General features: G+C 34.8%; 21 protein-coding genes. 9 read left to right on the top strand and 12 right to left on the bottom strand.

Translation table 11 applies throughout. The features are described 5' to 3' along the window. Window positions 1-5: 5 nt before the first annotated feature. Together ALGA_RS15695 and ALGA_RS15690 are read right to left on the bottom strand one after the other, a co-directional pair. Window positions 6-1337: an MATE family efflux transporter gene (locus ALGA_RS15695; RefSeq protein WP_162845457.1), complete on the bottom strand. Its 1332-nt coding sequence runs from the start codon at window positions 1335-1337 to the stop codon at window positions 6-8. Window positions 1338-1480: 143 nt separating this feature from the next. Continuing rightward, a complete protein-coding gene (locus ALGA_RS15690; RefSeq protein WP_096430717.1) occupies window positions 1481-3637 on the bottom strand; it encodes a S9 family peptidase in 2157 nt (718 codons plus the stop codon). Between the two features lie 254 nt (window positions 3638-3891). On the opposite strand from ALGA_RS15690, the gene ALGA_RS15685 reads away from it, so the two are divergent. The 3 genes from ALGA_RS15685 to ALGA_RS15675 are packed head-to-tail and all read left to right on the top strand — an operon-like array spanning window position 3892 to window position 8375. Further along, window positions 3892-4824, top strand: a complete 933-nt coding sequence (locus ALGA_RS15685) for a hypothetical protein (protein WP_096430715.1) — start codon at window positions 3892-3894, stop codon at window positions 4822-4824. A 21-nt stretch (window positions 4825-4845) separates the two neighbouring features. Further along, window positions 4846-5265, top strand: a complete 420-nt coding sequence (locus tag ALGA_RS15680; RefSeq protein WP_096430713.1) for a hypothetical protein — start codon at window positions 4846-4848, stop codon at window positions 5263-5265. 41 nt (window positions 5266-5306) lie between these two features. Further along, on the top strand, window positions 5307-8375 hold the full coding sequence (locus ALGA_RS15675) for an ATP-binding cassette domain-containing protein (protein ID WP_096430711.1): 3069 nt from the start codon (window positions 5307-5309) through the stop codon (window positions 8373-8375). 72 nt (window positions 8376-8447) lie between these two features. Here the strand turns inward: ALGA_RS15675 and ALGA_RS15670 are convergent, their stop codons facing one another. The 4 genes from ALGA_RS15670 to ALGA_RS15655 form a co-directional block, all read right to left on the bottom strand. Beyond that, window positions 8448-8828, bottom strand: coding sequence for a DUF1987 domain-containing protein (locus ALGA_RS15670; RefSeq protein WP_096430709.1), 381 nt, complete (start codon window positions 8826-8828; stop codon window positions 8448-8450). Window positions 8829-8849: 21 nt separating this feature from the next. Then, on the bottom strand, window positions 8850-9389 hold the full coding sequence (locus ALGA_RS15665; protein WP_096430707.1) for a SiaB family protein kinase: 540 nt from the start codon (window positions 9387-9389) through the stop codon (window positions 8850-8852). Window positions 9390-9472: 83 nt separating this feature from the next. Continuing rightward, window positions 9473-10636: a THUMP domain-containing class I SAM-dependent RNA methyltransferase gene (locus tag ALGA_RS15660; RefSeq protein WP_096430705.1), complete on the bottom strand. Its 1164-nt coding sequence runs from the start codon at window positions 10634-10636 to the stop codon at window positions 9473-9475. 199 nt (window positions 10637-10835) lie between these two features. Then, a complete protein-coding gene (locus ALGA_RS15655; RefSeq protein ID WP_096433691.1) occupies window positions 10836-12449 on the bottom strand; it encodes a S41 family peptidase in 1614 nt (537 codons plus the stop codon). 104 nt (window positions 12450-12553) lie between these two features. Between ALGA_RS15655 and ALGA_RS15650 the strand changes: the two genes are divergently transcribed. Continuing rightward, window positions 12554-13288: a response regulator gene (locus tag ALGA_RS15650; RefSeq protein WP_096430703.1), complete on the top strand. Its 735-nt coding sequence runs from the start codon at window positions 12554-12556 to the stop codon at window positions 13286-13288. Window positions 13289-13383: 95 nt separating this feature from the next. Here the strand turns inward: ALGA_RS15650 and guaA are convergent, their stop codons facing one another. From guaA to rpsA, 6 genes are all read right to left on the bottom strand, one after another. Continuing rightward, a complete protein-coding gene (gene guaA, locus ALGA_RS15645) occupies window positions 13384-14916 on the bottom strand; it encodes a glutamine-hydrolyzing GMP synthase (protein WP_096430701.1) in 1533 nt (510 codons plus the stop codon). A gap of 121 nt (window positions 14917-15037) precedes the next feature. Next, window positions 15038-15298: a SemiSWEET transporter gene (locus tag ALGA_RS15640; protein ID WP_096430699.1), complete on the bottom strand. Its 261-nt coding sequence runs from the start codon at window positions 15296-15298 to the stop codon at window positions 15038-15040. Window positions 15299-15350: 52 nt separating this feature from the next. Then, entirely contained in the window at window positions 15351-16598 is a 1248-nt protein-coding gene (locus tag ALGA_RS15635; protein WP_197705590.1) for a C1 family peptidase, read from the bottom strand. Window positions 16599-16659: 61 nt separating this feature from the next. Then, window positions 16660-17589, bottom strand: a complete 930-nt coding sequence (locus ALGA_RS15630) for a ribonuclease Z (protein ID WP_096430697.1) — start codon at window positions 17587-17589, stop codon at window positions 16660-16662. 3 nt (window positions 17590-17592) lie between these two features. Next, window positions 17593-17952 (bottom strand): STAS domain-containing protein, encoded by a 360-nt coding sequence (locus ALGA_RS15625; RefSeq protein ID WP_096430695.1) that lies wholly within the window; start codon window positions 17950-17952, stop codon window positions 17593-17595. A gap of 17 nt (window positions 17953-17969) precedes the next feature. Next, window positions 17970-19775: a 30S ribosomal protein S1 gene (gene rpsA, locus ALGA_RS15620; RefSeq protein WP_096430693.1), complete on the bottom strand. Its 1806-nt coding sequence runs from the start codon at window positions 19773-19775 to the stop codon at window positions 17970-17972. Window positions 19776-20069: 294 nt separating this feature from the next. Between rpsA and ALGA_RS15615 the strand changes: the two genes are divergently transcribed. From ALGA_RS15615 to rfbC, 5 genes are all read left to right on the top strand, one after another. Continuing rightward, window positions 20070-20648, top strand: a complete 579-nt coding sequence (locus ALGA_RS15615) for a PhnA domain-containing protein (RefSeq protein WP_096430691.1) — start codon at window positions 20070-20072, stop codon at window positions 20646-20648. 208 nt (window positions 20649-20856) lie between these two features. Further along, the gene (locus tag ALGA_RS15610; RefSeq protein ID WP_096430689.1) at window positions 20857-22197 is read left to right on the top strand and encodes a UDP-glucose dehydrogenase family protein; all 1341 of its coding nucleotides are present in this window, start codon (window positions 20857-20859) and stop codon (window positions 22195-22197) included. 26 nt (window positions 22198-22223) lie between these two features. Then, window positions 22224-23177 carry a UDP-glucuronic acid decarboxylase family protein gene (locus ALGA_RS15605; RefSeq protein ID WP_096430687.1) on the top strand — a complete coding sequence of 318 codons (954 nt, stop codon included), beginning with the start codon at window positions 22224-22226 and terminating at the stop codon, window positions 23175-23177. Further along, window positions 23178-24080: a glucose-1-phosphate thymidylyltransferase RfbA gene (rfbA, locus tag ALGA_RS15600; RefSeq protein WP_096430685.1), complete on the top strand. Its 903-nt coding sequence runs from the start codon at window positions 23178-23180 to the stop codon at window positions 24078-24080. Next, complete coding sequence (rfbC, locus tag ALGA_RS15595; RefSeq protein WP_096433687.1) at window positions 24067-24627, top strand: dTDP-4-dehydrorhamnose 3,5-epimerase; 561 nt, start codon at window positions 24067-24069, stop codon at window positions 24625-24627. The genes rfbA and rfbC overlap by 14 nt, the downstream gene beginning before the upstream one ends. Window positions 24628-24630 lie beyond the last annotated feature (3 nt).

Below are 24630 nucleotides of genomic sequence, written 5' to 3'. Positions count from 1 at the left end.
AAAAACTAAATATTACTTTCTTTCCAATTTGCATATTTCAGATACAACCATGAACTCAAACCCATAAAGCCGGCATAAAAATACTCCGTAGTCCAAACTCCCGAAATTGACGATTTAAAAACTACGATTAACAGGTATACTGCACCTAAATAACATACTAAAACCGCCATTTCGAGTAACATTGCATGAAAAGTATTTCCAGTACCTGAAACTCCATGAAAAAGCGTAACTGCAATTGGAAAAATCAAAGTAGCCCCAAAAACCACGTACAATACAGGTTTGGCTTCAGCAATTAAACTAATTTCTTCGGTATATATTGAAATTACCAATTCGGGATTAATAATACAGATCCCAACCAATGCCAAAACTGAAAAAAATGAGAGTTTTACGGTTCGCCAAATCACCGGCATCACCTCTTCGTAGGCTCCTTCTCCAATAACCTGACTCACTAATGTATTAGCTGCTGATGCAAAGGACCACACCGGCACCATCATCAACACATAAATACTTCTTATAATATTTGAAATTGCCAGCTCTCTTTCACCCATTCTTTCTACCATCAAAAAGAAAATAAACCAACACGATAAGGCGAGAAAATTCTGAATCATCATTGGAAAAGAAACCTTAATTAATCGAGTATACAGCTCCCAATCAATCTTTATAAATTTGAATAATTCATAGGTTTTAACAGGCACTTTTCTTAGTGTATAAACAATAAAAAACACCATTACAAAAACCTCTGCAATTACAGAAGCAACAGCTGCACCTTTTATACCCATTTCAGGAAATCCCCACTCTCCAAATATCAAAACATAATCGAAAAAGACATTAATAATTGCCATAAAGACGGTACTCCAACCAATTATTTTTGTTTTTGCAATTCCAATATAAAAAGCTCGAAACAATAGGTTTACACATGCAAATATGATTCCCCATGCACGATACGAGATGTATTCCATACTGGCATCGTATATGGCATTTGATTTCACGATGGCTTTTAAAATAGGTGGAGCCTGAAGTTCCATAAATCCTATCAACACAACAGCTAAAATCAGTAAAAAAAACAAGGCATGATCGAAGGTTTTACCGACAAGTTTTAGATTTCCTTCTCCGACTCTTCTGGCAATTACAATTTGAACTCCCAATCCAAAACCCCAGGCAAGCATTACAATAGCAAAATAAAATATTGTTGCAATAGCGGCAGCTCCCAAAGCTGTTTCACTTAGGTGACCCAGAAATGCAGTATCAGTAAGGGCAATTATATTCTGTGCTAAACTTCCTAAAATAATCGGATAAGAAATTTTCCAAATGCTTCTGTAATTGGTTTGCGTTTTCAATTTGATATTTTATTAAAATCAGCGACACTTACGTTCATCACGAGCGACACTACTGGAACAAAAAAATCGTCGTCCCAAATTTGCCGAAAAATATCGGAATTGAGATGACGATTTATTTATTTTTACAGCTTTTTTTTCGTCTCTTATTTCAAATAGTCATCGAAATAATTGCTCACTTTTTGTTTTAAATGAATACGGTCGCGCCCACGTACGTTGTGCTCCGCACAAGGATATGGGAAATAATCAACCTGAACATTATTCTTTATACACTCACGAACAAAATTCAAACTATTCTGCCACAACACAGTATTATCAACTGCTCCCTGACAAATTAAAAGCTTTCCTTTTAAATCTTTTGCTTTCGCGATTAACGAGGTCTTTGCATATCCTTCAGGATTCTCTTCCGGAGTATCCATATAGCGCTCTCCATACATCGCTTCGTACCATTTCCAATCAATTACAGGACCACCCGCCACAGCAACTTTAAATACATCCGGGTAATTTGTAATTAACGAAATGGTCATAAAACCACCATAACTCCATCCATGAACACCAATACAATCGGCGTCAACATATGGCAATGATTTCAAGAACTCAACACCTTTCATTTGATCCGCCATTTCCGGCTGACCGCACTGTCGGTGAATTACAGCTTCAAACTCTTTTCCTCTATTTGCTGATCCTCTGTTATCCAAAACATAAATCAAATATCCATTCTGAGCCATATATTGCTCCCACAAAGCTGCTCCTCCCAACCAACGGTTGTTCACCATTTGTGCATGAGGACCTCCATAAACGTAAACAACAACCGGGTATTTTTTGTTTGGATCAAAATCAGCAGGCTTTACCATACGATAATGCAAATCAGTTTTTTCATCAGCCGATTTAATTGTTCCCAAAGAAATTTCGCCCAAATCATAATCAATTAGCTTATTTTCTGCGTTCACCAATTCTTTTATCTCTTTGCCTTTTGCATCAGCAACAATAATTTTTCGTGGCACATTTAAGCTACTATAATTGTCAATAATATATCTACCATCAGCACTTGCCTGAACTGCATGAGTTCCCTCATCCATCGTTAATCGAATGCGCTTGCCTGTTTTTAAATTCAGTTTATATGCATGTCTTTCTATTGGGCTCACTTCCGTTGATACAAAAAATAGGTTCTTTTCCGATTTATCGAATCCTAAAATATCCGTAATCTCCCAATTTCCTGATGTCAATTGCTTGATCAGTTTACCTTCAATATCGTATAAATAAGCATGATTAAAACCATCTCGATTATTGGTCTGATATATAAATTGACTAGGATTACTTTTTAAGAAAATCAGTTCATGTGAAGGCTCTACCCATCGATCATCTTTTTCTTCGAATAGTGTTTTCACAAATTTACCAGTAGCAGCTTCGTATTTATTTAATTTCGCATGATCCGAAGCACGATTCAAAACCTGAATGTAAATGAATTTCCCATCTGCACCCCAGCTAATATTCGTCAAATATTGATTTACTCCAAAATCATTAGGCTGAATCCAAACGGTAGATTTATCTTTGAGATTATAAACACCCAAACTTACCGTTTCACTTCCCATGCCAGCCATCGGATATTTAATTTCCTTCAAATCACCAACACGTGTGCTGATATCAACTAATGGAAATGTTGCAACCTTACTTTCATCTTTGCGATAAAAAGCCAGATTCGCCCCTTTGGGTCCCCAAAAAATTCCATCCGTAATACCATATTCACTTCTGCTCACTGTCTGCCCGTTAACAATATTCTTATCCTCATCAGAAGTTACAGTCAACTCATTTCCATGGGTACTACATATATACAGATTATTTCCAATGGTATAGGCAATAGACGAATTAAGCTCGCAAAACTCTGTATTTTCAGCCTTCGGATTAATTTCCAATTTTAATACAAGCTTCTTATTGAGTAAATCAATTTGAAGTAATTTTCCATCAGTATTGAATTGAATCAAGTCATTACTTATCCATGAAAACATTGGAAATCTATTTAATTCTTTAATTTTTGCTGACTCTAATACCTCATTTAAATCAGTTAAACGATAAGCTACCTTCGCCTCTTCTCCTGGCTTAGATACCCTAATTTCATTATTTGAAACATAGGATATCAGGTTACTCTCACCTTTCCATGATAATTGAGATAAGTATTCAGGGTAAAATTTGCCCCTTGGTCCCATAATTGCATCTTCCATACTCAACTTTTTTGTTTGAGCATTAGCAGCCGAAAAAAGGGCACAAATGATTAGTAAATAGGTTAAAAGGAATATTTTTCTCATAATGTTTTTGTTGCTGTTATAATTCTTTTCAAAAAATTCGTCTCCAAATGTATCCTTTTTACTAGAAATAGAGTACTAATGGAAGAATAATTAAACAAGACAATCACCAATTGCTTTGTACAAAATTCAAAGTAAGATCGAAAAACTTAATCAACAGCTATTTGTAGTGCAAATCAGTAGTACCGCATACACTCAAGCTTTGAGAAGTAGTTTATTCTTTCTAAATTGGCTTAATAAATTTTAAGTTATACAAGATGCCAAAGAAAAAAACACCAAATAGCATTAAATTTCTTATTTTAATCTCAATTGCTGCGATAGTAACATTTTTGATTTTACGGAATAATGATGCAGAAAATAATGTAAGCCCTGACGAAATAGCAACAGAAGCTTCTCTCATGGAAGATGTAGATCAGTCTGCGAATATTTTCAAATACAATAATATTCTGTTCAGCATGCCTTCACCTTATCAAATTTCTTTGCTTCTTGAAAAATCAGGAATCCCTTATAATAAGGATTTATTGCATTCCACGAGCAAAGCAAGTGACTATGTTGAAAATTTCAGTAAAGCAATAAACTTCGGTATTTACGGATCTGATTTAGGATACATTAACATTTATCGCCAAACACAAGATGCGGCCAGTTACTTTGCTGTTTTAAAAATCATTTCTCAGGAAATTGGATTATACAATGCAATGGATAAACCAACCATTGAACGCATTGAAAATAATATAGAAAATAGAGATTCGCTATTAGTTATCGTGAGTAATACCTATCGTAAAATAGATAATTATTTAAAAGCTAATGATAGAGAAAATACCGGAGCATTAATCTTAGCAGGAGGATGGATCGAATCAGTTTATATTCTCACCCAACAAATCAAGACCGTTCCAAACAAAGAATTAACGACTCGGATTTCAGAACAAAAAAGACCTCTTGAGAATTTAATAAAGCTTTTAGTACCTTACTCTAATGAGTCCAAAGATTTCTACTTTTTGGTTGATCGATTAATTGATTTAGCCTATACTTTTGATGAACTTGAAGAAAAATACACATATGTTCCTCCAATTACAGATTCTCAAAATAAACTAACCATTGTAAAAAGTAAATCTGAGATAGTGATGAACAAAGCTCAATTGTCTTCAATTACTGATAAAGTAAGTATTATTCGTAACTACATCATTAAGTAATCCAATAAAAAAACACAACTTATGAATAACTACTATACTTTTTTTCTTATACTATTTTTTACCGGTATTAGCCTTAACTCTAATGCGCAGTCGGACATTACTCTTCAAAACTGCACAAAATATTTAGAACCTGAATTTATTTCAGATGGTCAACAATATAAAGCTTTGTTATCTGGAGGGGAAGTTGCAGAATTCCACACAACTTTTTATGCCAATAACTACTACAGAATAGTTGCAGCGACAGGTAAAATGGAGAAAAATGTAATCTTTTCGATTTACGATGAAGAGAACCATTTACTATTCTCCAATAAGGATCATAGAAATTCACCGTATTGGGATTTTCAATTTACAAATGCGATAAATTGTACTATTGAAGCGAAATTAAATCAAAAGGAAGTAACATCAGGTTTTGTTCTTCTACTTATTGGATTTAAGCAATAATACCGATTCTTACATACCATTACAACTAACTCTCACATTTTATGAGTGAAAGAATTCTTAAGGCTTTAATGCAACTTTTTGCAATCATTGCTCACCCAAAAAGTTCAGCAATTGAAAGGCGAAGAATGGTTTCAAAGTATCTCAAGCAACAACTTGATCAGGAAACAGCTGAAGAATATCTCAGCTTATATGATCAACACTATGAGGCTGTCCAAAAACGGACTACTCGAAATACAAAAATTAAGAAATACACTTCGGCCAGTTCGGTTAGAGTTCTTCGTATTTGCACAGAAATAAACGAAGAACTTGTTGTTCGTCAGAAAGTTATAGTTTTAATCCAATTATTGGAATTTCTTAAATCGGAAGATGAGATTAGCGAACAAGAATTTGCCTTTGTGGAAACTGTTGCCGATACATTTAATCTGCCTGAAGGTGGATATGAACGCCTAAAGAATTTTGTTCTTAACGATTTTGATGCAATCATCCGATCAGAGCGATTGCTTACCGTTAGTAATGAAAAGAAATCATTTGAGATCGGAGAACATTATTACTCAGCAGGATTGGTTGGAGAAATTAAAATTCTTCGTCTTAAACGAGTTGATATGTTTGTGTTGCGCTTTAAGGGAATAGAAGAGCTCTACATGAACGGGCAAAATCTTAATCCTGATAGAGTACATCTTTTAACTCAAGGTTCGTCCATCCGAAATCCAAAAATTGATCCCATCTATTTTAGTGATATTACAACCACTTTTCATCGCGATCAGGAACACAAAAGAGTTGTATTTGAAACCAAAAATATAGAATACCGATTTAAAGAGAATAATATTGGTATTCATGATCTTTCTTTCAAGGAAGAATCAGGAAAAATGGTTGGTATTATAGGCTCGAGTGGTGCTGGTAAAACAACTCTTTTAAATGTTTTAAATGGTTCAGAAAGTCCGAGTAATGGAACCGTCGAAATTAACGGATACAATATTGTTACCGACAAATCACAATTAGAAGGAGTTGTAGGACATGTATCTCAAGATGACCTACTTATTGAATCATTAACAGTTTTCGAGAATTTATATTTTAATGCAAAACTTTGCTTCGACAAATACAGCACCTTTCAACTAATCCGAATCGTATTAAACTTACTTAAAGATTTAGGCCTTTATGATGCCCGAAATCTTAAGGTAGGCAACCCATTGGATAAAAAAATTAGTGGCGGTCAGCGAAAGCGATTAAATATTGCTTTAGAACTGATTCGAGAACCTTCTGTATTATTTTTAGATGAGCCAACCTCAGGTTTATCATCTAGAGATTCTGCAAAAATAATGGATCTCCTTAAAAATCTGGCATTAAAAGGGAAGTTGATTTTTGTCGTAATTCATCAACCATCTTCAGAAATATTTAAAATGTTTGACCGTTTGCTAATTCTAGATACTGGCGGTTATCTAATTTTTAATGGAAATCCCCTTGATGGAATAACCTATTTCAAATCTCAAACGATGCGTGCAAATCGCACCGAAAGCGAATGCTCCTCTTGTGGTAATGTTGATGCTGATCAGATTTTCAATATTATTGAATCGGAAGTATTAGATGAATATGGTAATCCTACTCAGGTAAGAAAAGTATCACCAACTCAATGGCATAAAAAGTATCATGAATATGTTGGCGTTAGTAAAACAATTGAGGATACAACGGAGCTTCCTCCTGTTACATTCAAGATTCCAAATATCTTTAACCAATTTCGTGTTTTTGTAAAAAGAGATGTAATCTCCAAACTCGCAAATCGCCAATACTTATTCATTAATTTATTTGAGACGCCATTACTGGCCTTCCTTTTAAGCTATATTATTAAGTATTACAATATTGATGCTGGCAATAATCTAGGTTATACTTTTAGTAACAACAGCAACCTGCCTGTTTACCTTTTCATGTCGGTAATTGTAGCCTTATTTATTGGCCTAACCCTTAGTGCTGAGGAAATTATTAAGGACAGGAAGATTCTTAAAAGAGAACGATTTCTAAATTTAAGTAAATTTAGTTATCTACTCTCAAAAATTGTCATTCTGTTTACCATATCGGCCTTTCAAGCTTTTTTATTTACCATAATAGGCAATTCAATACTTGAAATTAAAGGAATGTTCTTTGAGTATTGGCTGGCTCTATTCAGTGCTTGGTGTTTTGCCAATATGTTAGGTTTAATAATCTCTGATAGCTTTAAAACAGTTATTACAATTTACATACTAATTCCCTTTATACTAATTCCACAACTAATTTTAAGTGGTATAATCGTAAAGTTCGACAAACTGAATCCTAACATTTCAACGCCTAACAACATTCCTTGGTATGGTGAAATCATAACTGCTCGTTGGGCTTACGAAGCGTTAGCTGTAAAACAATACAAAGACAACAAGTACACAGCCAATTTTTATATCTACGAAAAGTTAATGAGTAAAGCTGATTATCGAAAAAACTATTGGCTACCAATACTAAAGAATAAATTAAATACCAGCGAACGATATCTTAAATTACCTGAAAAAAAGAAGGAACTTGCAGAAAATTTATTGCTCCTTCGTAATGAGCTTTTGATAGAAGAAATTGATAAAATGGCAATTCCATTTGACAATTTAGACCAACTTAATCCTGAAAATTTAAATGCCGAAGTTATTAAGGCTACCAGAGATTATTTCGACAAATTGAACCGCTATTACATTAATTTATACAATGTATCCAACCGTAAAAAGGATGAACGCTTAACAGACTTACAAAAAGGATTTTTAGACAAGCAATCATTCGTAAATATGAAAAAATCGTATGCAAATGATAGGCTTTCAGAAGTTGTTCGGAATTCTAATGACATTGAAAGAATAATTGAATATAAGGGTAAATTATTCCAGAAAATAGATCCAATTTACAGGAACCCGGAAGGACATTTTATAAAAGCACACTTTTATGCTCCTCAAAAAAGATTGTTTGGGGAATATTACGATACCTACTGGATTAATATAATGGTTATTTGGTTCTCCACATTCACTCTATATATTATCCTATACTACAGCCTGTTAAAAAAACTACTTGGGATTTTTGATCAGAAATTTAATAAGAAAAGGTTCGAACGATAAATCTTAAAATAGCAATTCATAAAAAAAAACCGCAAGTCAAAACTTGCGGTTTTTATTTATTTTAAAATGAATTTATTCATCTTCTTCTATCATAGTAAATGGAATCTTAATTATGGACTGATAATCCTCTCCTGCTTCTAACATATCCTCATCATCAGCTTCATAATACCAATTAATCCCAACCTTTTGTCCACGCTTGAAAATGATTTCAAGCTTTTTGAACACATCAAGTAAACATTTCGAAGAACTGGTATTAAAATATTCCAATCTAATATTTACAATTGTTTTTTCCTTTGGTTCACTAATATATGCGTCAAGCCACTCAACAATTGGCTTATAAAAGTCTAAGGAATTCTCTGGAATTGAACGTCCGGAAATTAAAAAAGAACCTTCATTTCCATCAAAATTTATGTTTGGTGTTTTAGGGCTACCTTCTATAATAAGTGAATTCATGAAAATCTATTTTGTTTGTTATTAAATAATTACATCTATTGCGAGAAACAAAAAACTAGGATTGTATTCAAAAAACTGGTATTCCATATTATTGCCACTCTTCCTTGCAATATCAACCATGCCTAATCCACCGCCACCTTTTCCAGAGAATTGATCATTACCTAAAATAATCCGATACAAACTTTGAGTCTCTGTCGAAGACAAAGTATTAATCTGATCAATTCGATCCCGAATAAGCCTTAATCCATCTATTTTAATAAAATTTCCGGCGCAAATTCGATATTGAGTTCCTTCGTCACGAAGAATTAAAATACCAAATTTATCATAGGAAACATCAAAATCAGAAGGAACCTCACCATGGTGATGTAAATTCTGAACGAGTTCAATCAATACATTAAAAATTTTTTTGAAAAGCTTTGGTGATTCATTTCGATCCTTCAAGATACGCTCAATTGCACTCAAAATCTCAGTAACATCTTCATCTTCAACTCTACCCTTATAGTCGAAAATAGCATCTTCATCTATTTTTTCGGAATACCACTGATTTAGATCAAAGTTCATAAATAATATAATTATTTTTACTCGCTAGACAAATATAATAAAATATCACAGAGCTGATGAAAATCGAGAATCAATTTTCTTAATTAATCGTTTTTATATTTATCACTCTTTTTCCCGTCAAACATGGAGTATTTTTGAAATTTACATTCTAAAGGACCATTGAATAACGTAATTTTTCTAGAAGGACGCAATCCTATACTGTGAAAACACTCTTCAGAGTAGCTCAATATCCAAGCATCATATCCGGCAAAATTGTGCTTTAAACGTTCCCCTATCATAGAATACAATCCTTCCAAATCTTTAACCTTTAATCTCTCACCATATGGAGGATTTGTAATCATCAAACCTTTTTCGGCTGGCGGTACAAACTGTTGGAACGGAGTGATTTTAAGATCTATTTTTCTACGCAAACCTGCATTACGAATATTCGCCTCAGCAATTTCCATTGCCTTATCAGATATGTCTGATCCAAAAATTTTCCCGTCGAAATCAACTTCCGTTTCTTCATTGTAGATATCTTCCCACATATCTTCATCGTAATCTTTCCATTTTTGAAAGGAAAATTCTTTACGATACAATCCTGGAGGAATATTATAAGCAATAAGAGCTGCTTCAATTAATAGAGTTCCAGAACCACACATTGGGTCAATAAAATTCATTTTTTTATCCCAGCCCGAAAGCAAAATCATACCTGCAGCCATTACTTCATTAAGAGGAGCTGCTGTTTCTGCAATACGGTATCCTCTTTTATGTAAGGATTCGCCTGAACTATCAAGAGAAACAGTACAGGTGTTTCTGTCAATGTGAATATTAAGTCTTAGAGTTGGGTTAACAACACGAACATTGGGACGATCTCCAGTTTTGTCAAAAAACTGGTCAACAATAGCATCTTTAACACGATAGGTTACAAACTTAGAATGTTTGAAATCTTCTGAACTAACAGTACTGTCAATGGCAATTGTTTCACGATTTGTAATGTATTCACTCCAGTCTATTTCCTGGATTCCTTTGTACAACTCATCCGTATCTTTAGCGGTAAATTTATGGATTGGTTTAAGAACTCGGGTTGCTGTTCTTAAATGAAGATTTGCTTTATAAATTAAGCTTTTATCTCCAACAAAGCTCACGGCTCGCTTTAAGATTCTAATCTCTTCTGCACCTAATTGTTCCAATTCCTGAAACAATACTTCCTCTAAACCTTGAAAGGTTTTTGCAATTAATCTGAATTTACCCGAGTCTGTTTTCAAAACTTTCTTTTTTTTTAATGTCTCTTAATTATTTCAAATAACGGTTACAAGAAAAACAATTCCTTATGAATTTCAAAAACCAAAGCTTCCGATCCGTATTTCGAGTACAAAATTAATCTTTAGCACTTAAAAACATAGGCTTTTAAGAAGATATTATTAAAAAAAGCCAGAAGTTAAACTTCTGGCTTAGAATCATTACCTATTCGTTTGCTAGTTCTTTGTGATAAATCTTGGGACTACTTAGTACTTCCAATGCTTTTTTAATAAAATCATTACTCTTATTTACAACCTTATAGTACTCCGAACTTTCCCATAAATCTCTGGCTAAAAGAGCTTTAATATGAAGTTTTAAATCACTGACAGAAGCTAAATAATCCTCTTCATTTTTCTCTATCCCTTCTTTTTCACCCATAGTAACAATCTCTTGAAGCATCTCTTCACTTACCTCAAAGTTTTTATCAAAATCTTCGAATCTCGAGTATTTACTTCTCAATTTACCCAAGTTTGAATCCATATAATTCACAACAAAAGGATAAACTACATTTTTACGAACTAACAAATTAAAATATTTAAAATTGGCCGTTGTATCGATAGGTATAAAAATATCAGGCATAATACCACCACCACCATACACGACTCTTTTTTCTACCAAGGTGTTATATTTTAACGAGTCGGGAAAGTGAATGCTATCTGCACTTATCATTTCTCCCGATTTATATCGATTTAATATATCCAAATGATAATCTTCCAAACCTTTTTCATAAGACTTCTGAATACATCTTCCCGTTGGAGTGTAGTAATGAGCCGTTGTAAGACGAATCATAGATCCATCAGATAATGGGAATTGACGCTGAACCAAACCTTTTCCAAAAGATCTTCGCCCCATAATTATTCCTCTATCCCAATCCTGAATTGCCCCGGAAACAATTTCTGAAGCGGAAGCCGATCCTTCATCAATAAGCACAATTACTTTCCCTTCTTTAAAAATACCTTTCGCAGTAGATATATTTTCGCGCCTAGGAGTTGTAAGTCCTTTGGTATATACAATCAACTGTTCTGGTTCAAACAACTGATCAACAATCTCTATTGCTGCTTGCATATATCCACCGCCATTCCCCCTTAGGTCGAGAATCATATCCTTCATATTCTCAGCTTTTAATTGAATCAAAGCTTCCAAAAATTCTTCCGAAGTTGTTGCTGAAAACCGATTAAGCTTTACATAACCGATCTGCTTACCAATCATATAAGCTGCATCCAAACTATGAATAGGAATATTATCTCGTGTAATCACAAAATCGATTAGTCCTTTTTCCTTTTTCCTTTTTACCACAAGACTTACTAACGTTCCTTTATCGCCACGCAATTTCTTGCGAACATCGTTATTTTTCAATCCTATTGCCGCAACATTCTCTTCATCAATTTTCAATATCCGATCACCAGCACGAAGTCCAACTTTTTCCGATGGACCTCCAGGAATGGTTGCCACTACCATTAAAGTATCTCGTAAAATATTAAACTGAATACCAATTCCACTGAAACTGCCTTGCAATGGCTCATTCATTTCCTGAATCTCATCTTTACTGATATAAACAGAATGTGGATCTAATTCAGCCAACACTTTTACAACTGCATCTTCTGTTAAACGTTCAAGGTTAACCGTATCAACATAAAATGCATCAATTAACGCCAATAGATTTTGGTATTTAATTGCCTGATTCTTTACCGATTGAGCCTTTAGTCCCCCGACATACACAAACAGGCCGACCAGACAGATAGAAACCACGTTCCTCAAAAATAATTTCTTACTACTCATATAAATTATGCTTTTTAATAAATTTTGCGCAAATTGATTTCTCATTTCAGAAGTCCCCGAAAGATACAATTTTTTAAGAACTAAAAGTATTGAATAATACAAACATGAAACATAAACCGCACATACTTCTAATTGGTTTTCATAATTCATTGAACATTGATTCAATGACTCAAATCGTTTTTAGAAATTGTAACACAGGACAGGAAGCAATTGAATTAATCATCGAAGAAAATTTTGATTTAATAATTTCGAAATATCAATTAGATGACCAAAATGCTATCGAATTAAATCAATCCTTTGAATCTGTTAAAAGCTACTATACAAATACTGCTCCAAAAAAAATAAAACTGCTTGTTATTACAACTAATTTGGAGGAAGAACAGATTTGCAAGGACAATAAACTACTTTTTTTCCCTGACACTTTCAATTTAAAATCACTAATATTGAAACTCATTGATTTACCAAGAGAAGCAAAAAGAGGTGACAAGAAAACCACCATTATTAATTTCAAAGATCTTTTTATTCGGGTTGATAACAATCGTGAGTTTATAAAAACCGTAATCGAAAAGTTTTTTGAAATCAAGGATTCCCGAATTAATGATATCAAGCTTCCTTTAGCTAATGGTGATTTTAAACTTGCAAAAGATGCTGCCCATAAACTAAAAGGAGTACTTGCAAATTTCTCCATGGAGGAAGCAAGAACCACCATCATCGAATTGGAAAAACATATTTTAGATAAAGATCAGGAATTATCGCTCCAAAAATTAAATCAATTAATTACTGATATCGAGAAGGCCCGCAAATTTTATCTTGACAATCAAGATCAATTCAAGTCCTAACATTTCAATTAAAATAAAAACGCAATACCTTCAATCGAAGATATTGCGTTGCAATTTATGTATAGCTATATTTTTCAGCCTTTACTGTGGCAGTATTACTCCCATTCAATAGTTGCCGGTGGTTTTGAGCTTATGTCATAAACAACTCTATTAACACCTTTAACTCCATTAATAATCTTATTCGAAATTTTCGCAAGAAATTCATAAGGCAAATGTGACCAGTCAGCTGTCATTCCATCCGTAGACCCAACAGCTCTTAAGGCAACAACACTCTCATAAGTTCTCTCATCTCCCATTACACCAACAGACTGAACTGGCAACAGCATCGCTCCTGCTTGCCAAACTTCATTGTACAATCCATCTTCTACCAATCCTGAGATAAAGATATGATCCACTTCTTGAAGAATTCGAACTTTTTCAGCTGTTACATCCCCTAAAATACGAATCCCTAAACCTGGCCCTGGAAATGGATGACGACTTATGAATTTATCCTCAAGTCCCATGCTTTTTCCTACTCTTCGAACCTCATCTTTAAAAAGCAACTTCAATGGTTCAACCACCTTCAATTTCATGAAATCAGGTAATCCACCAACATTATGATGAGACTTAATGGTTTGAGAAGGACCTCCATTTACTGATACTGATTCAATAACATCAGGATAAATAGTACCTTGACCTAACCACTTGGCATTTTTAACTTTATGAGATTCTGCATCGAAAACCTCAATAAAAGCATTCCCTATTATTTTTCGCTTAGTTTCAGGATCGGTAACGCCAGCCAAAGCAGAAATAAATTTCTCGCCAGCATCAACACCAATCACATTCAATCCTAAGGTTTCATATTTCTTTAATACATCAGTAAACTCATTCTTACGCAACAAGCCGTTATCAACAAAAATACAATACAAATTTTTACCGATTGCTTTGTGTACCAACATAGCAGCTACTGTCGAATCAACACCACCTGATAAACCGAGAATAACTCTGTCATCACCCAGCTTTTCTTTCAACTCAGCAACTGTCGTTTCAACAAATGCATCAGGTGTCCAGTTCTGTTGACAACCACAAATACCTACGATATAATTCTTTAACAAAATACTTCCTTCGGTTGTGTGATACACTTCAGGATGAAACTGAATTCCGTAGGCTGTCTCACCTTCAATCTCAAACGCAGCATTCTCTACATCTGAAGTACTTGCAATTACTTTAAAATTTGAAGGCATTTTCTCAATGGTATCACCATGTGACATCCACACCTGAGAATTTAGACTAATGCCTTTCAATAATTCGTTGCTGCTATTTACAGAAGTAAGATTAGCACGACCATATTCACGTTTATTAGAAGCCATAACTTCTCCACCAAAACAGTGAGCCAAATGCTGCGCTCCATAACAAACTCCTAGAAGAGGAAGTTTACCTTTTATTTCTAATAAATTTGGAATTGGAGCCTTTTCGTCACGAACAGAAAAAGGACTTCCAGAAAGAATAACTCCCTTAATCGATTCGTCGATAACCGGAGGATTATTAAAGGGATGAATTTCACAATAAACGTTTAATTCACGAACTCGTCTGGCAATCAACTGTGTATATTGTGAGCCAAAATCTAAAATCAGAATTTTTTCCTGCATAAAATCTATAAATTGAGGGGGTTGTTCAGCACTCCTATTTGGCGTACAAAGATATACAAATTTTGTTATCACAAACTACATTACCTGAATACACGAATCAAAAAAACACATGATTGTAAATCTATTTGTACTTTATCTTCAAAACCAAAATTATTAAAGTCAATCCAAGAGTAATAACATTTGCAATTATAATTGGCCAGGAATCTATCAATACGCCATAAATTAGCCACAAAAGTATTCCAACATTAAACATGGAATACATTGCGAGAGACAAATCTTTCGTGTGTTTAGTTTTAATCACACGCAATGCTTGCGGGATAAATGAAACAGTAGTGCAGAAAGCTGCAACGAAACCTAAAATCGATACAAAAGTAGTTTCCATTAAGTATTTCAATTAAAACAAAACCCCTAAGGAAAGCTTAGGGGTTTGCAAATTATTTAAATTTTTTCAGAAGGTCTTTCACGGCATCTTTATGAACCGTAAAACCCATCATTTTCAATTTCACGTAATCTTCCTGGAAGAAATAATATCCAAATTCATCTGAATTTTCATCAATATTTCTTGAACCCGAACTTGAATCTTTAATCAAATACCAATCTTTACCAGCCTTATCTACATAGTAACCTACCAAATGCATTCCATGATCATCGGTTGTAGAACCATTAGAAAAACGGAACTGACGAGCATCTTCGTTGATATACTCCGAAGGAATATCAAAAGAAGGAACCATTGCACAGTTTGTTGTTCTTAAAAAACCAGCTTCAGAAACATCACCACCAATACTCATTGTGTAGCCTTCTCTAACGGCTTTTTTTAGCGCAGTCATATAATCATCCAAAGGCACATTGTAATACTCTTTAGAGTGCCACCAGTTGTCTGGCACCTTATATTCTACTTGTTGCCAATATGGCTCTTGTTTATACGAAAGAATTTCCACGTAATTATCCATATCTAACTTCAAATAATCAGCAAGATAAGTTTTTGGAGTATATTCCTTTCCTTCAACAGTAAATTTTGCAGGAGGTGTTCCTAAATAATGATTCATGATAGACTTGATTGTAGCAAGTGCTTCTTCTTCATTCCATGCATTACTCTGCTTAAGTCCATTTAAAAAAGCCATCATCTCCTTATACATTTTTGCATGTGTATGAAATTTACGACCATTTAACAAACCTGAGAATTCACTTTGAGGACAAGCTCCGTATTCTTTCCACATTCTGGCAACAGAGTTACCTTCTGCACCTTCTTCGAAATGAGAATCACCTCTTTCCTGAATAAAACGACGAGCTTTTTCAACATATTCCCAATACACAGTATAGAGTTCTGAAATTTTCACTTCTTTTTTGTGTAAACGATACACTTCCGACTCATAAAAAGAGGTAGTAGAAAAACACCAGCAAGTTCCAGTATTTCCTTGCGATAGAGTTGGCTGAGCCCATTCTGTGTTGTTCTTGTATAAGGATACTTTATTTGGCAATTCATAGGAACTTTGATCCATAAAAAACCGCTTATCCACATCTTTACTTTCCAATTGCTCATCCACATTATGGATATCTTTCAGAATTGAATTTTGATAATAACCAGGTTCGTACTCCTGAAATTTTGATCTATCTTGCTTTTGTTGTCCCATTGCCGATGAGCAAAAGGCAAAAGCAAGACCAATAAATAGTAATTGCTTCATTTGTGTATGTGTTTTAAATTTTATGAACTGCTAAAGTAAAAAAAAACTTGATTCAAGATAATTAATCCCGATCAAGTTCTACAGAAAACTTTCTTCCATCTTCGGCAAGAGCTGTATTTGGGAAAATTTTTTTTGCTTCTTTTAGGTGTTCATTTAAATCGTCAAAACGGGCAGAAAAATGACCAATTAGTAATTTTTTCACTTTAGCCTCTTTGGCAATCTTAGCTGCCTGTTCTGCTGTTGAGTGATATGTTTTCTTTGCTCTCTTTTCATCCGATTTTAAAAATGTTGCTTCATGATACAACAAATCAACAGATTCAATTATTGGTGCGATTTTTGGCAGGTAAGCTGTATCTGTACAAAATGCATAACGTCTAATTTTTGGAGGGTTTTTGGTCAATTTCTTATTCGGGATTACTTCTCCATCTTCACGAATAAAATCTTCACCTTGCTTTATACCATGCCTATTCTTAATGGGGATATTATAAAAGTTAATCATATCCGTTTTTAAAGTCCGAGGTCTCTCCTTCTCTTTAAATAAAAATCCAGCACAAGGCATCACACCATGTTTTAATGGGAAAGATTGAACAATTACAGAATCATCCTCGAACAAAGTCTGTATTTCCGTTCCAAAAATAGTATGGTAATAAATCTCATAACCCAATTTTGTTTCCAACAATTCGAATTGAAAACGAATCAGTTTTTCCAGTTTACTATGCCCATAAATATGAAGATCCGATTTTCGTCCCTGAAGCGAGAAGGTTGAAAGCAAACCAATCAATCCGAAGATATGATCACCATGCATGTGTGAAATAAGAATATGATTAATACGGCTCATGGGAATCCTGAACCGCTTCATTTGAATTTGTGTTCCCTCTCCACAATCTATTAAAAAAAACCGCTCAAGTACATTGAGTACTTGAGCGGTTGGGAATCTTTTGGTAGTTGGTAAAGCAGAATTACTGCCTAAGATTGTCACTTCAAATCTCACAAACTATTTGTTTAACTCGATTTGACCTTTCATAGTTGAAACAGCATCGTCCATATTATAAGAAATATTTAGAACTGAATCCAACTGAGAAATTGAAACTAATCTTTCAACGGCAGGCTGCAAGCCATGAAGAACAAATGCTCCATTGGCATTTTTACACAACCTATTGGCTACAAGAATTGCACTAAGACCAGAAGAATCACAATATGTACAAGGAGTCAAATCCAAAAGGATACTTTTCTCACCATTTCCAGAGATTAAAACCAATTCTGATTTTAAAGCAGGAGCAATATGAGTATCCAACTTGTCTTTCAATACCTGTACAAGGGTATAACCATCTTTCTTGTCAATCTTGAAATCCATAATTACCTAATTTTTAATTATTTCTTGCCATTCTCATCACTTTCCATTTGTGATTTTAAAGCAGCTAACTCTGATATATCACCTAAGGTAGTCTTTTCTAGTGAATCTTTCACTTTTTTAACTCCTTTTTTAGCGATTTTAGCTACTTCTTTTTTCTTGGCAGTCTCGTCAGCTTTCTTGTCATCTTCGAAAGTTCTTGAGTGAGAAAGGATTATTCTTTTCGCAGCTTTAGAGAATTCAATAACTTTAAATGTTAACTTCTCTTCAACTTTAGATTGAGATCCATCTTCCTTCACAAGGTGACGTGGAGTTGCAAATCCTTCTACTCCGTAAGGAAGAGCGATCACTGCACCTTTTTCGAAAATTTCAACGATAGTTCCTTCGTGAATAGAATCAGTTGTAAAGATTGTTTCGAATACATCCCATGGATTTTCTTCCAATTGTTTGTGTCCTAAACTTAATCTTCTGTTATCCTTATCTATTTCTAAAACAACAACTTCAATATCAGCACCAATTGTAGTAAATTCAGCAGGATGCTTAACTTTTTTAGTCCATGAAAGGTCCGAAATATGAATTAATCCGTCAACACCTTCTTCGATTTCAACAAATACACCAAAATTAGTGAAATTGCGAACCTTAGCAGTGTGCTTAGAATTAGTAGCATATTTAGCCTCAATTCCTTCCCAAGGATCTTGCTTCAATTGCTTGATACCAAGAGACATTTTTCTCTCGTCGCGATCCAATGTTAAGATTTGAGCTTCTACCTCGTCTCCAACTTTCATGAAATCTTGAGCAGATCTCAAGTGTTGTGACCAAGACATTTCTGATACATGGATTAATCCTTCAACACCAGTAGCGATCTCAACGAATGCACCATAATCAGCCATAACAACAACCCTACCTTTAACGTTGTCACCAACTTTCATTTCTGCATCTAAAGCATCCCATGGATGAGGAGTTAATTGCTTAAGACCAAGAGCGATACGTTTTTTATCATCATCAAAATCAAGGATAACAACGTTCAATTTCTGATCTAATTCAACAATCTCGCTTGGGTGAGATACTCTACCCCATGACAGGTCAGTAATATGGATCAAACCATCTACTCCACCAAGGTCAATAAACACACCATAAGAAGTGATGTTCTTAACAGTTCCCTCAAGAACCTGACCTTTTTCAAGCTTAGCAATAATTTCTTTCTTCTGTTGCTCCAATTCAGCTTCGATAAGAGCTTTGTGAGATACAACAACATTTTTAAATTCATGGTTGATTTTCACAACTTTGAATTCCATTGTTTTTCCAACGAAAACATCGTAATCGCGGATAGGCTTAACATCAATTTGAGATCCTGGCAAGAAAGCCTCAATTCCAAATACGTCAACGATCATACCACCTTTAGTACGACATTTGATAAAACCTTGAATAATTTCGTCTTTTTCAAGTGCAGCGTTAACACGATCCCATGAACGTAATGCACGAGCTTTTTTGTGTGAAAGAACTAATTGTCCTTTTTTGTCTTCTTGATTTTCAACGTAAACTTCAACTGTATCACCAATAGTTAATTCAGTATTATATCTGAATTCATTCAAACTAATAATACCGTCAGATTTGTAACCAATATTAATTACAACTTCTCTTTTATTCATTGCAATAACGATACCATCGATTACTTCTTTTTCTGCAATTGTAGATAAAGTTTCATCATACAAAGCTTCCAAATCTGTTCTGTTATCACCAGAGAATCCTTCTTCACTGGTAAATGCATCCCAATCAAATTCTGCGTCTGGTGCAGAATCGTCTACTCTTTTGTTTTCTTTAATCATCTGTTAAATTCCTTTATTACTAATAAATTAGACATTATATATAAAATTCCGTGCAAAAGTATACAATTATTTTGAGGAATATATAAGTTACGGCTATTTTTTCAGAAAATCCCTTAAAAAAGAGCACTACAAATCAGATTTCTAAATAAAAGCCACACCCCATGACATAAAACTATTTACGTGCACTATTTACATTTTAAATAAACTCGTTTAACTTTGCGCAAATTATAATACTCCGAGCAAGCAAGTAAAAAACTTGCTCGATCTATAAAAGCAAACAAAACCTTATCAAATATGAGTATCGAGAAAGAATTACATAGTAGAAGTGGCTCCCTTTGTGAATTGTGTGGAGCAACAGAAAATTTGACAGCATATGAAGTGGCTCCGGCAAAAGGAACTGTAGATAAAAACATATTAGTTTGTGCAACCTGCCACACTCAAATTGAAAATCCTGAGCAAATGGATGCTAACCACTGGCGCTGTTTAAACGATAGCATGTGGAGTACAATACCTGCAGTTCAGGTAATCGCGTGGCGTATGTTAAACCGTCTTCGTTCTGAAGGATGGCCTCAAGACCTACTTGACATGCTTTATCTTGACGAGGAAACTTTAGAATGGGCAAAAGCAACCGGCGAAGGTGTAAGTGACGAAGATGCAGTAAAACACATCGATAGCAATGGAGTACAATTACAATCTGGAGATACAGTTATTCTTATTAAAGATTTAAATGTAAAAGGAGGAGGTTTTACAGCAAAGCGAGGAACTGCTGTACGAAATATCTCTTTGGTAGCAGATAACGCAGAACACATCGAAGGTCGCGTTGAAGGACAACAAATTGTGATTTTAACTAAATACGTTAAGAAATCGAACTAGATTCTATTTCTAACAAAATGGACACAGAACAATGTAGGGATGCTATTAAATTAGCATCCCTACTCTTTTTCAGACCAATACCTTTTAGCGAACTAAGATCTCCCACAAGCGCTGAAATCAGCTTCATAAATCATTTCATTAGTGAATAAATTTCGCTTTATTTACATCATAATTTACACCATCCAAATAGAACTCTAAAACAAACGAAATGAACATTACTATTGTTGGTACCGGTTATGTAGGTTTAGTTTCCGGAACTTGCTTTGCAGAAACGGGAATTACTGTTACCTGCGTTGATGTAGATCAAAATAAAATTGACAATTTAAATAAAGGTATACTTCCAATTTACGAACCTGGTTTAGAGCCAATGGTGAAACGCAATATGGAAAAAGGCCGTTTGTTTTTTTCGAATAGCTTAAAAGATAGCATCTTAGATGCCGATGCCGTTTTTATTGCTGTTGGCACTCCTCCTGATGAAGATGGGAGCGCAGATCTTCAATACGTAATTGCTGTAGCCAAGGAAATAGGACGATATATTGACCGCTACCTTGTTGTGGTTACCAAAAGCACAGTACCAATTGGAACGGCAGAAAAAGTTAAAGCCACTATTAACGAAGAACTTACCAACCGAAACGAAGACATTCAATTTGATGTTGCTTCAAATCCGGAATTTTTGAAAGAAGGAGCCGCAATTGATGATTTTCTGAAACCTGACAGGGTTGTAATTGGAACAGAGTCGCAAAGAGCTCAGGAAGTAATGAGTAAGCTTTACAAACCATTTCTAATGAATAATCATCCGGTAATTTTCATGGATATCCCTTCTGCCGAAATGACAAAATATGCGGCGAATTCAATGCTGGCAACAAAAATCTCTTTCATGAACGACATAGCAAATCTTTGCGAGATTGTAGGAGCTGATGTGAACAATGTTCGCCGTGGTATTGGATCAGACAGCCGTATCGGAAATAAATTTATTTACCCAGGCACTGGATATGGTGGATCATGCTTCCCAAAAGACGTACAGGCACTTATCAAAACGTCAGAACAAAGGGGGCATCCTCTTGAAATCTTAAAATCTGTAGAATTAGTAAACAACCGCCAAAAAAGTGTGCTTTACAAAAAAATAATGACACATTTCGATGGAAATCTGAAAGGCAAAAAAATTGCTATTTGGGGATTATCATTCAAACCAAACACTGATGATATGCGAGAAGCTCCATCACTGGTTATCATCAACAAACTTTTAAGTGAAGGTGCCGAAGTAATTGCTTACGATCCTGTTGCAGCAGAAGAATGCCATCGAAAAATTGGCGATACAATTAGCTATGCTAAAGACCAATACGAAGCGCTAATTGATGCTGACGCTTTACTAATTGTTACAGAATGGTCGGAATTCAAACTTCCAAATTTTAAAGTGATGGAGAAATTAATGAGGGAGAAATTAATTTTCGACGGAAGAAACATCTATGATCTTTACGAAATGAAAGAACTGGGCTACACATACTATTCCATTGGCCGGGAGATTGTTAAAAAAGAATCTATTGGGTAACCAAAACTGGATCAAGGATTTAAATTATGAAAAGAATTTTAATTACCGGAGGAGCTGGATTTATTGGTTCACATCTTTGCGAGAGATTACTAAAAGAAGGCAATGATGTGATCTGTTTGGACAATTATTTCACGGGTTCAAAGAAGAACATTGCTCATTTAATGGATAATCCATATTTTGAACTTGTTCGTCACGACATTACGCAACCGTACTATGCCGAGGTCGATCAAATTTACAATTTGGCATGTCCAGCATCTCCTGTGCACTACCAATACAATCCAATTAAGACCACCAAAACTTCAGTAATGGGCTCAATCAACCTGCTTGGTTTAGCCAAAAGAATAAATGCCCGAATTCTTCAGGCCTCAACAAGTGAAGTCTATGGTGATCCTGAAATACACCCACAAACAGAAGACTACTGGGGAAATGTGAATCCAATTGGAATTCGTTCCTGTTACGATGAAGGGAAACGTTGTGCCGAGACTTTGTTCATGGATTATCACACCCAAAATAATGTTGCCATAAAAATTGTCCGTATTTTCAACACCTACGGTCCTAACATGCATCCAAATGATGGTCGTGTGGTATCGAATTTTATTGTTCAGGCACTAAAAGGTGAGGACATTACTCTTTTTGGCGATGGTCTTCAAACCAGAAGTTTTCAGTATGTTGACGATCTACTGGAAGGTATGATACGAATGATGAACTCAAGAAAGGAATTTATTGGTCCGGTTAATGTTGGCAACCCTAATGAATTTACAATTCTTGAATTGGCTCAAAAAGTAATTGAACTAACCAATTCAAACTCTAAAATCATTCATTTGCCTTTACCTAAAGACGATCCAACACAAAGACAGCCGAATATTAGCCTTGCGAAAATGGAATTAAACGACTGGGAACCAAAAATTCAATTAAATGAAGGTTTACTTCGAACAATTTCGTATTTTGATAACTTATTATCAATCAAACCGACACACTAAATGAAAGGAATTATATTAGCTGGGGGTTCGGGCACAAGACTTTATCCGATCACAAAAAGCATTTCGAAACAAATCATCCCGGTTTACGACAAACCAATGATATACTACCCTCTTTCTGTTTTGATGCTTGCAGGAATAAAAGAAATCCTAATCATTTCAACACCAAAAGATTTACATCTTTACAAAGATCTTTTTGGAAATGGAAACCAGTTTGGTCTAAACCTTTCGTACGCCGAACAACCCTCGCCAGACGGATTAGCACAAGCATTTATTATTGGTGAAGAGTTTATTGGAGACAGCCCAGTTTGTATGATTTTAGGTGACAATCTTTACTACGGATATGAATTTGGCAAGCAACTGGTAGCTTCGGCGAAATTAACCGAAGGAGCACTGGTTTTTGGATATCATGTTAAAGATCCGGAAAGATATGGTGTTGCTGATTTTGATGAAAATGGCAAAGTCAAAAGCTTGGAAGAAAAACCAGAACATCCTAAATCCAACTACGCAGTAACTGGCTTGTATTTTTACGACAACACTGTGATTGAAAAGGCCAAATCATTAAAACCATCGAAACGAGGCGAACTCGAAATAACAGATCTAAACCTAATTTACCTGAAAGAAGACAATCTAAAACTTCAGGTTTTAGGACGCGGAATTGCCTGGCTGGATACAGGAACTCACGACAGTATGCTTCAGGCATCTAATTACATTGCAACAATAGAACAAAGGCAAGGATTAAAAGTTGCCTGTTTGGAAGAGATTGCTTATCGTAATGGATTTATAAGCAGAGAAGACTTAATTGAATTAGCGCAACCATTACTTAAAAATCAATACGGGGAATATTTGATGATGGTGGCCAATGAAAATATTAAAAACAAGGGAATTCGAAATGGAAATTATTAAAACAAAAATCCCAGACTTATTAATAATCAAACCCAAAGTTTTTGAAGATGAACGAGGATATTTTTTCGAGAGTTACAATGAAAAGATTTTCCGCGAAAAAGGTCTAGATCTGTCATTTGTTCAGGATAATGAATCCAAATCGGGATATGGAGTAATAAGAGGACTTCACTATCAATTGGCACCTTACTCACAAACGAAATTAGTTCGGGTAATTGAAGGTAAAGTTTTCGATGTTGCTGTTGATCTAAGAAAAGACTCTCCTACTTTCGGGCAATGGAGTGGTATTGAATTGTCGGCGGATAACAAAATTCAGTTTCTGATCCCTAAAGGATTTGCTCATGGCTTTTCTGTCTTAAGCGAATCTGCAACCTTCATCTACAAATGTGACAACTTGTATAATCCGAAAGCCGAAAGAGGGATCAATTTTAACGATCCATTCTTAAATATTAATTGGAGAGTAGAGCCTAACAAAGCCATTATCTCCCCAAAGGACAAAGTGTTTCCAAACTTTAAAGAGGTGGAGAAAAATTTTAAATACAGTAAATAAAGC

The organism is Labilibaculum antarcticum (assembly GCF_002356295.1).
GTDB classification, from domain to species: Bacteria; Bacteroidota; Bacteroidia; order Bacteroidales; family Marinifilaceae; genus Labilibaculum; species Labilibaculum antarcticum.
The sequence above is the reverse complement of the archived record's forward strand: the minus strand, read 5'-3'. Positions and strand labels throughout refer to the sequence as shown.

Bases quoted from the DNA above. Each gene is read 5' to 3' on its own strand.
- ALGA_RS15640 (WP_096430699.1), bottom strand. From the start codon at position 15,298: ATGGAAACTACTTTTGTATCGATTTTAGGTTTCGTTGCAGCTTTCTGC.
- ALGA_RS15650 (WP_096430703.1), top strand. From the start codon at position 12,554: ATGAAACATAAACCGCACATACTTCTAATTGGTTTTCATAATTCATTG.
- ALGA_RS15675 (WP_096430711.1), top strand. From the start codon at position 5,307: ATGAGTGAAAGAATTCTTAAGGCTTTAATGCAACTTTTTGCAATCATT.
- ALGA_RS15690 (WP_096430717.1), bottom strand. From the start codon at position 3,637: ATGAGAAAAATATTCCTTTTAACCTATTTACTAATCATTTGTGCCCTT.
- ALGA_RS15665 (WP_096430707.1), bottom strand. From the start codon at position 9,389: ATGAACTTTGATCTAAATCAGTGGTATTCCGAAAAAATAGATGAAGAT.
- ALGA_RS15670 (WP_096430709.1), bottom strand. From the start codon at position 8,828: ATGAATTCACTTATTATAGAAGGTAGCCCTAAAACACCAAACATAAAT.
- rpsA (WP_096430693.1), bottom strand. From the start codon at position 19,775: ATGATTAAAGAAAACAAAAGAGTAGACGATTCTGCACCAGACGCAGAA.
- ALGA_RS15615 (WP_096430691.1), top strand. From the start codon at position 20,070: ATGAGTATCGAGAAAGAATTACATAGTAGAAGTGGCTCCCTTTGTGAA.
- ALGA_RS15685 (WP_096430715.1), top strand. From the start codon at position 3,892: ATGCCAAAGAAAAAAACACCAAATAGCATTAAATTTCTTATTTTAATC.
- ALGA_RS15680 (WP_096430713.1), top strand. From the start codon at position 4,846: ATGAATAACTACTATACTTTTTTTCTTATACTATTTTTTACCGGTATT.
- ALGA_RS15610 (WP_096430689.1), top strand. From the start codon at position 20,857: ATGAACATTACTATTGTTGGTACCGGTTATGTAGGTTTAGTTTCCGGA.
- ALGA_RS15605 (WP_096430687.1), top strand. From the start codon at position 22,224: ATGAAAAGAATTTTAATTACCGGAGGAGCTGGATTTATTGGTTCACAT.
- rfbA (WP_096430685.1), top strand. From the start codon at position 23,178: ATGAAAGGAATTATATTAGCTGGGGGTTCGGGCACAAGACTTTATCCG.
- ALGA_RS15655 (WP_096433691.1), bottom strand. From the start codon at position 12,449: ATGAGTAGTAAGAAATTATTTTTGAGGAACGTGGTTTCTATCTGTCTG.
- guaA (WP_096430701.1), bottom strand. From the start codon at position 14,916: ATGCAGGAAAAAATTCTGATTTTAGATTTTGGCTCACAATATACACAG.
- ALGA_RS15625 (WP_096430695.1), bottom strand. From the start codon at position 17,952: ATGGATTTCAAGATTGACAAGAAAGATGGTTATACCCTTGTACAGGTA.
- ALGA_RS15635 (WP_197705590.1), bottom strand. From the start codon at position 16,598: ATGAAGCAATTACTATTTATTGGTCTTGCTTTTGCCTTTTGCTCATCG.
- rfbC (WP_096433687.1), top strand. From the start codon at position 24,067: ATGGAAATTATTAAAACAAAAATCCCAGACTTATTAATAATCAAACCC.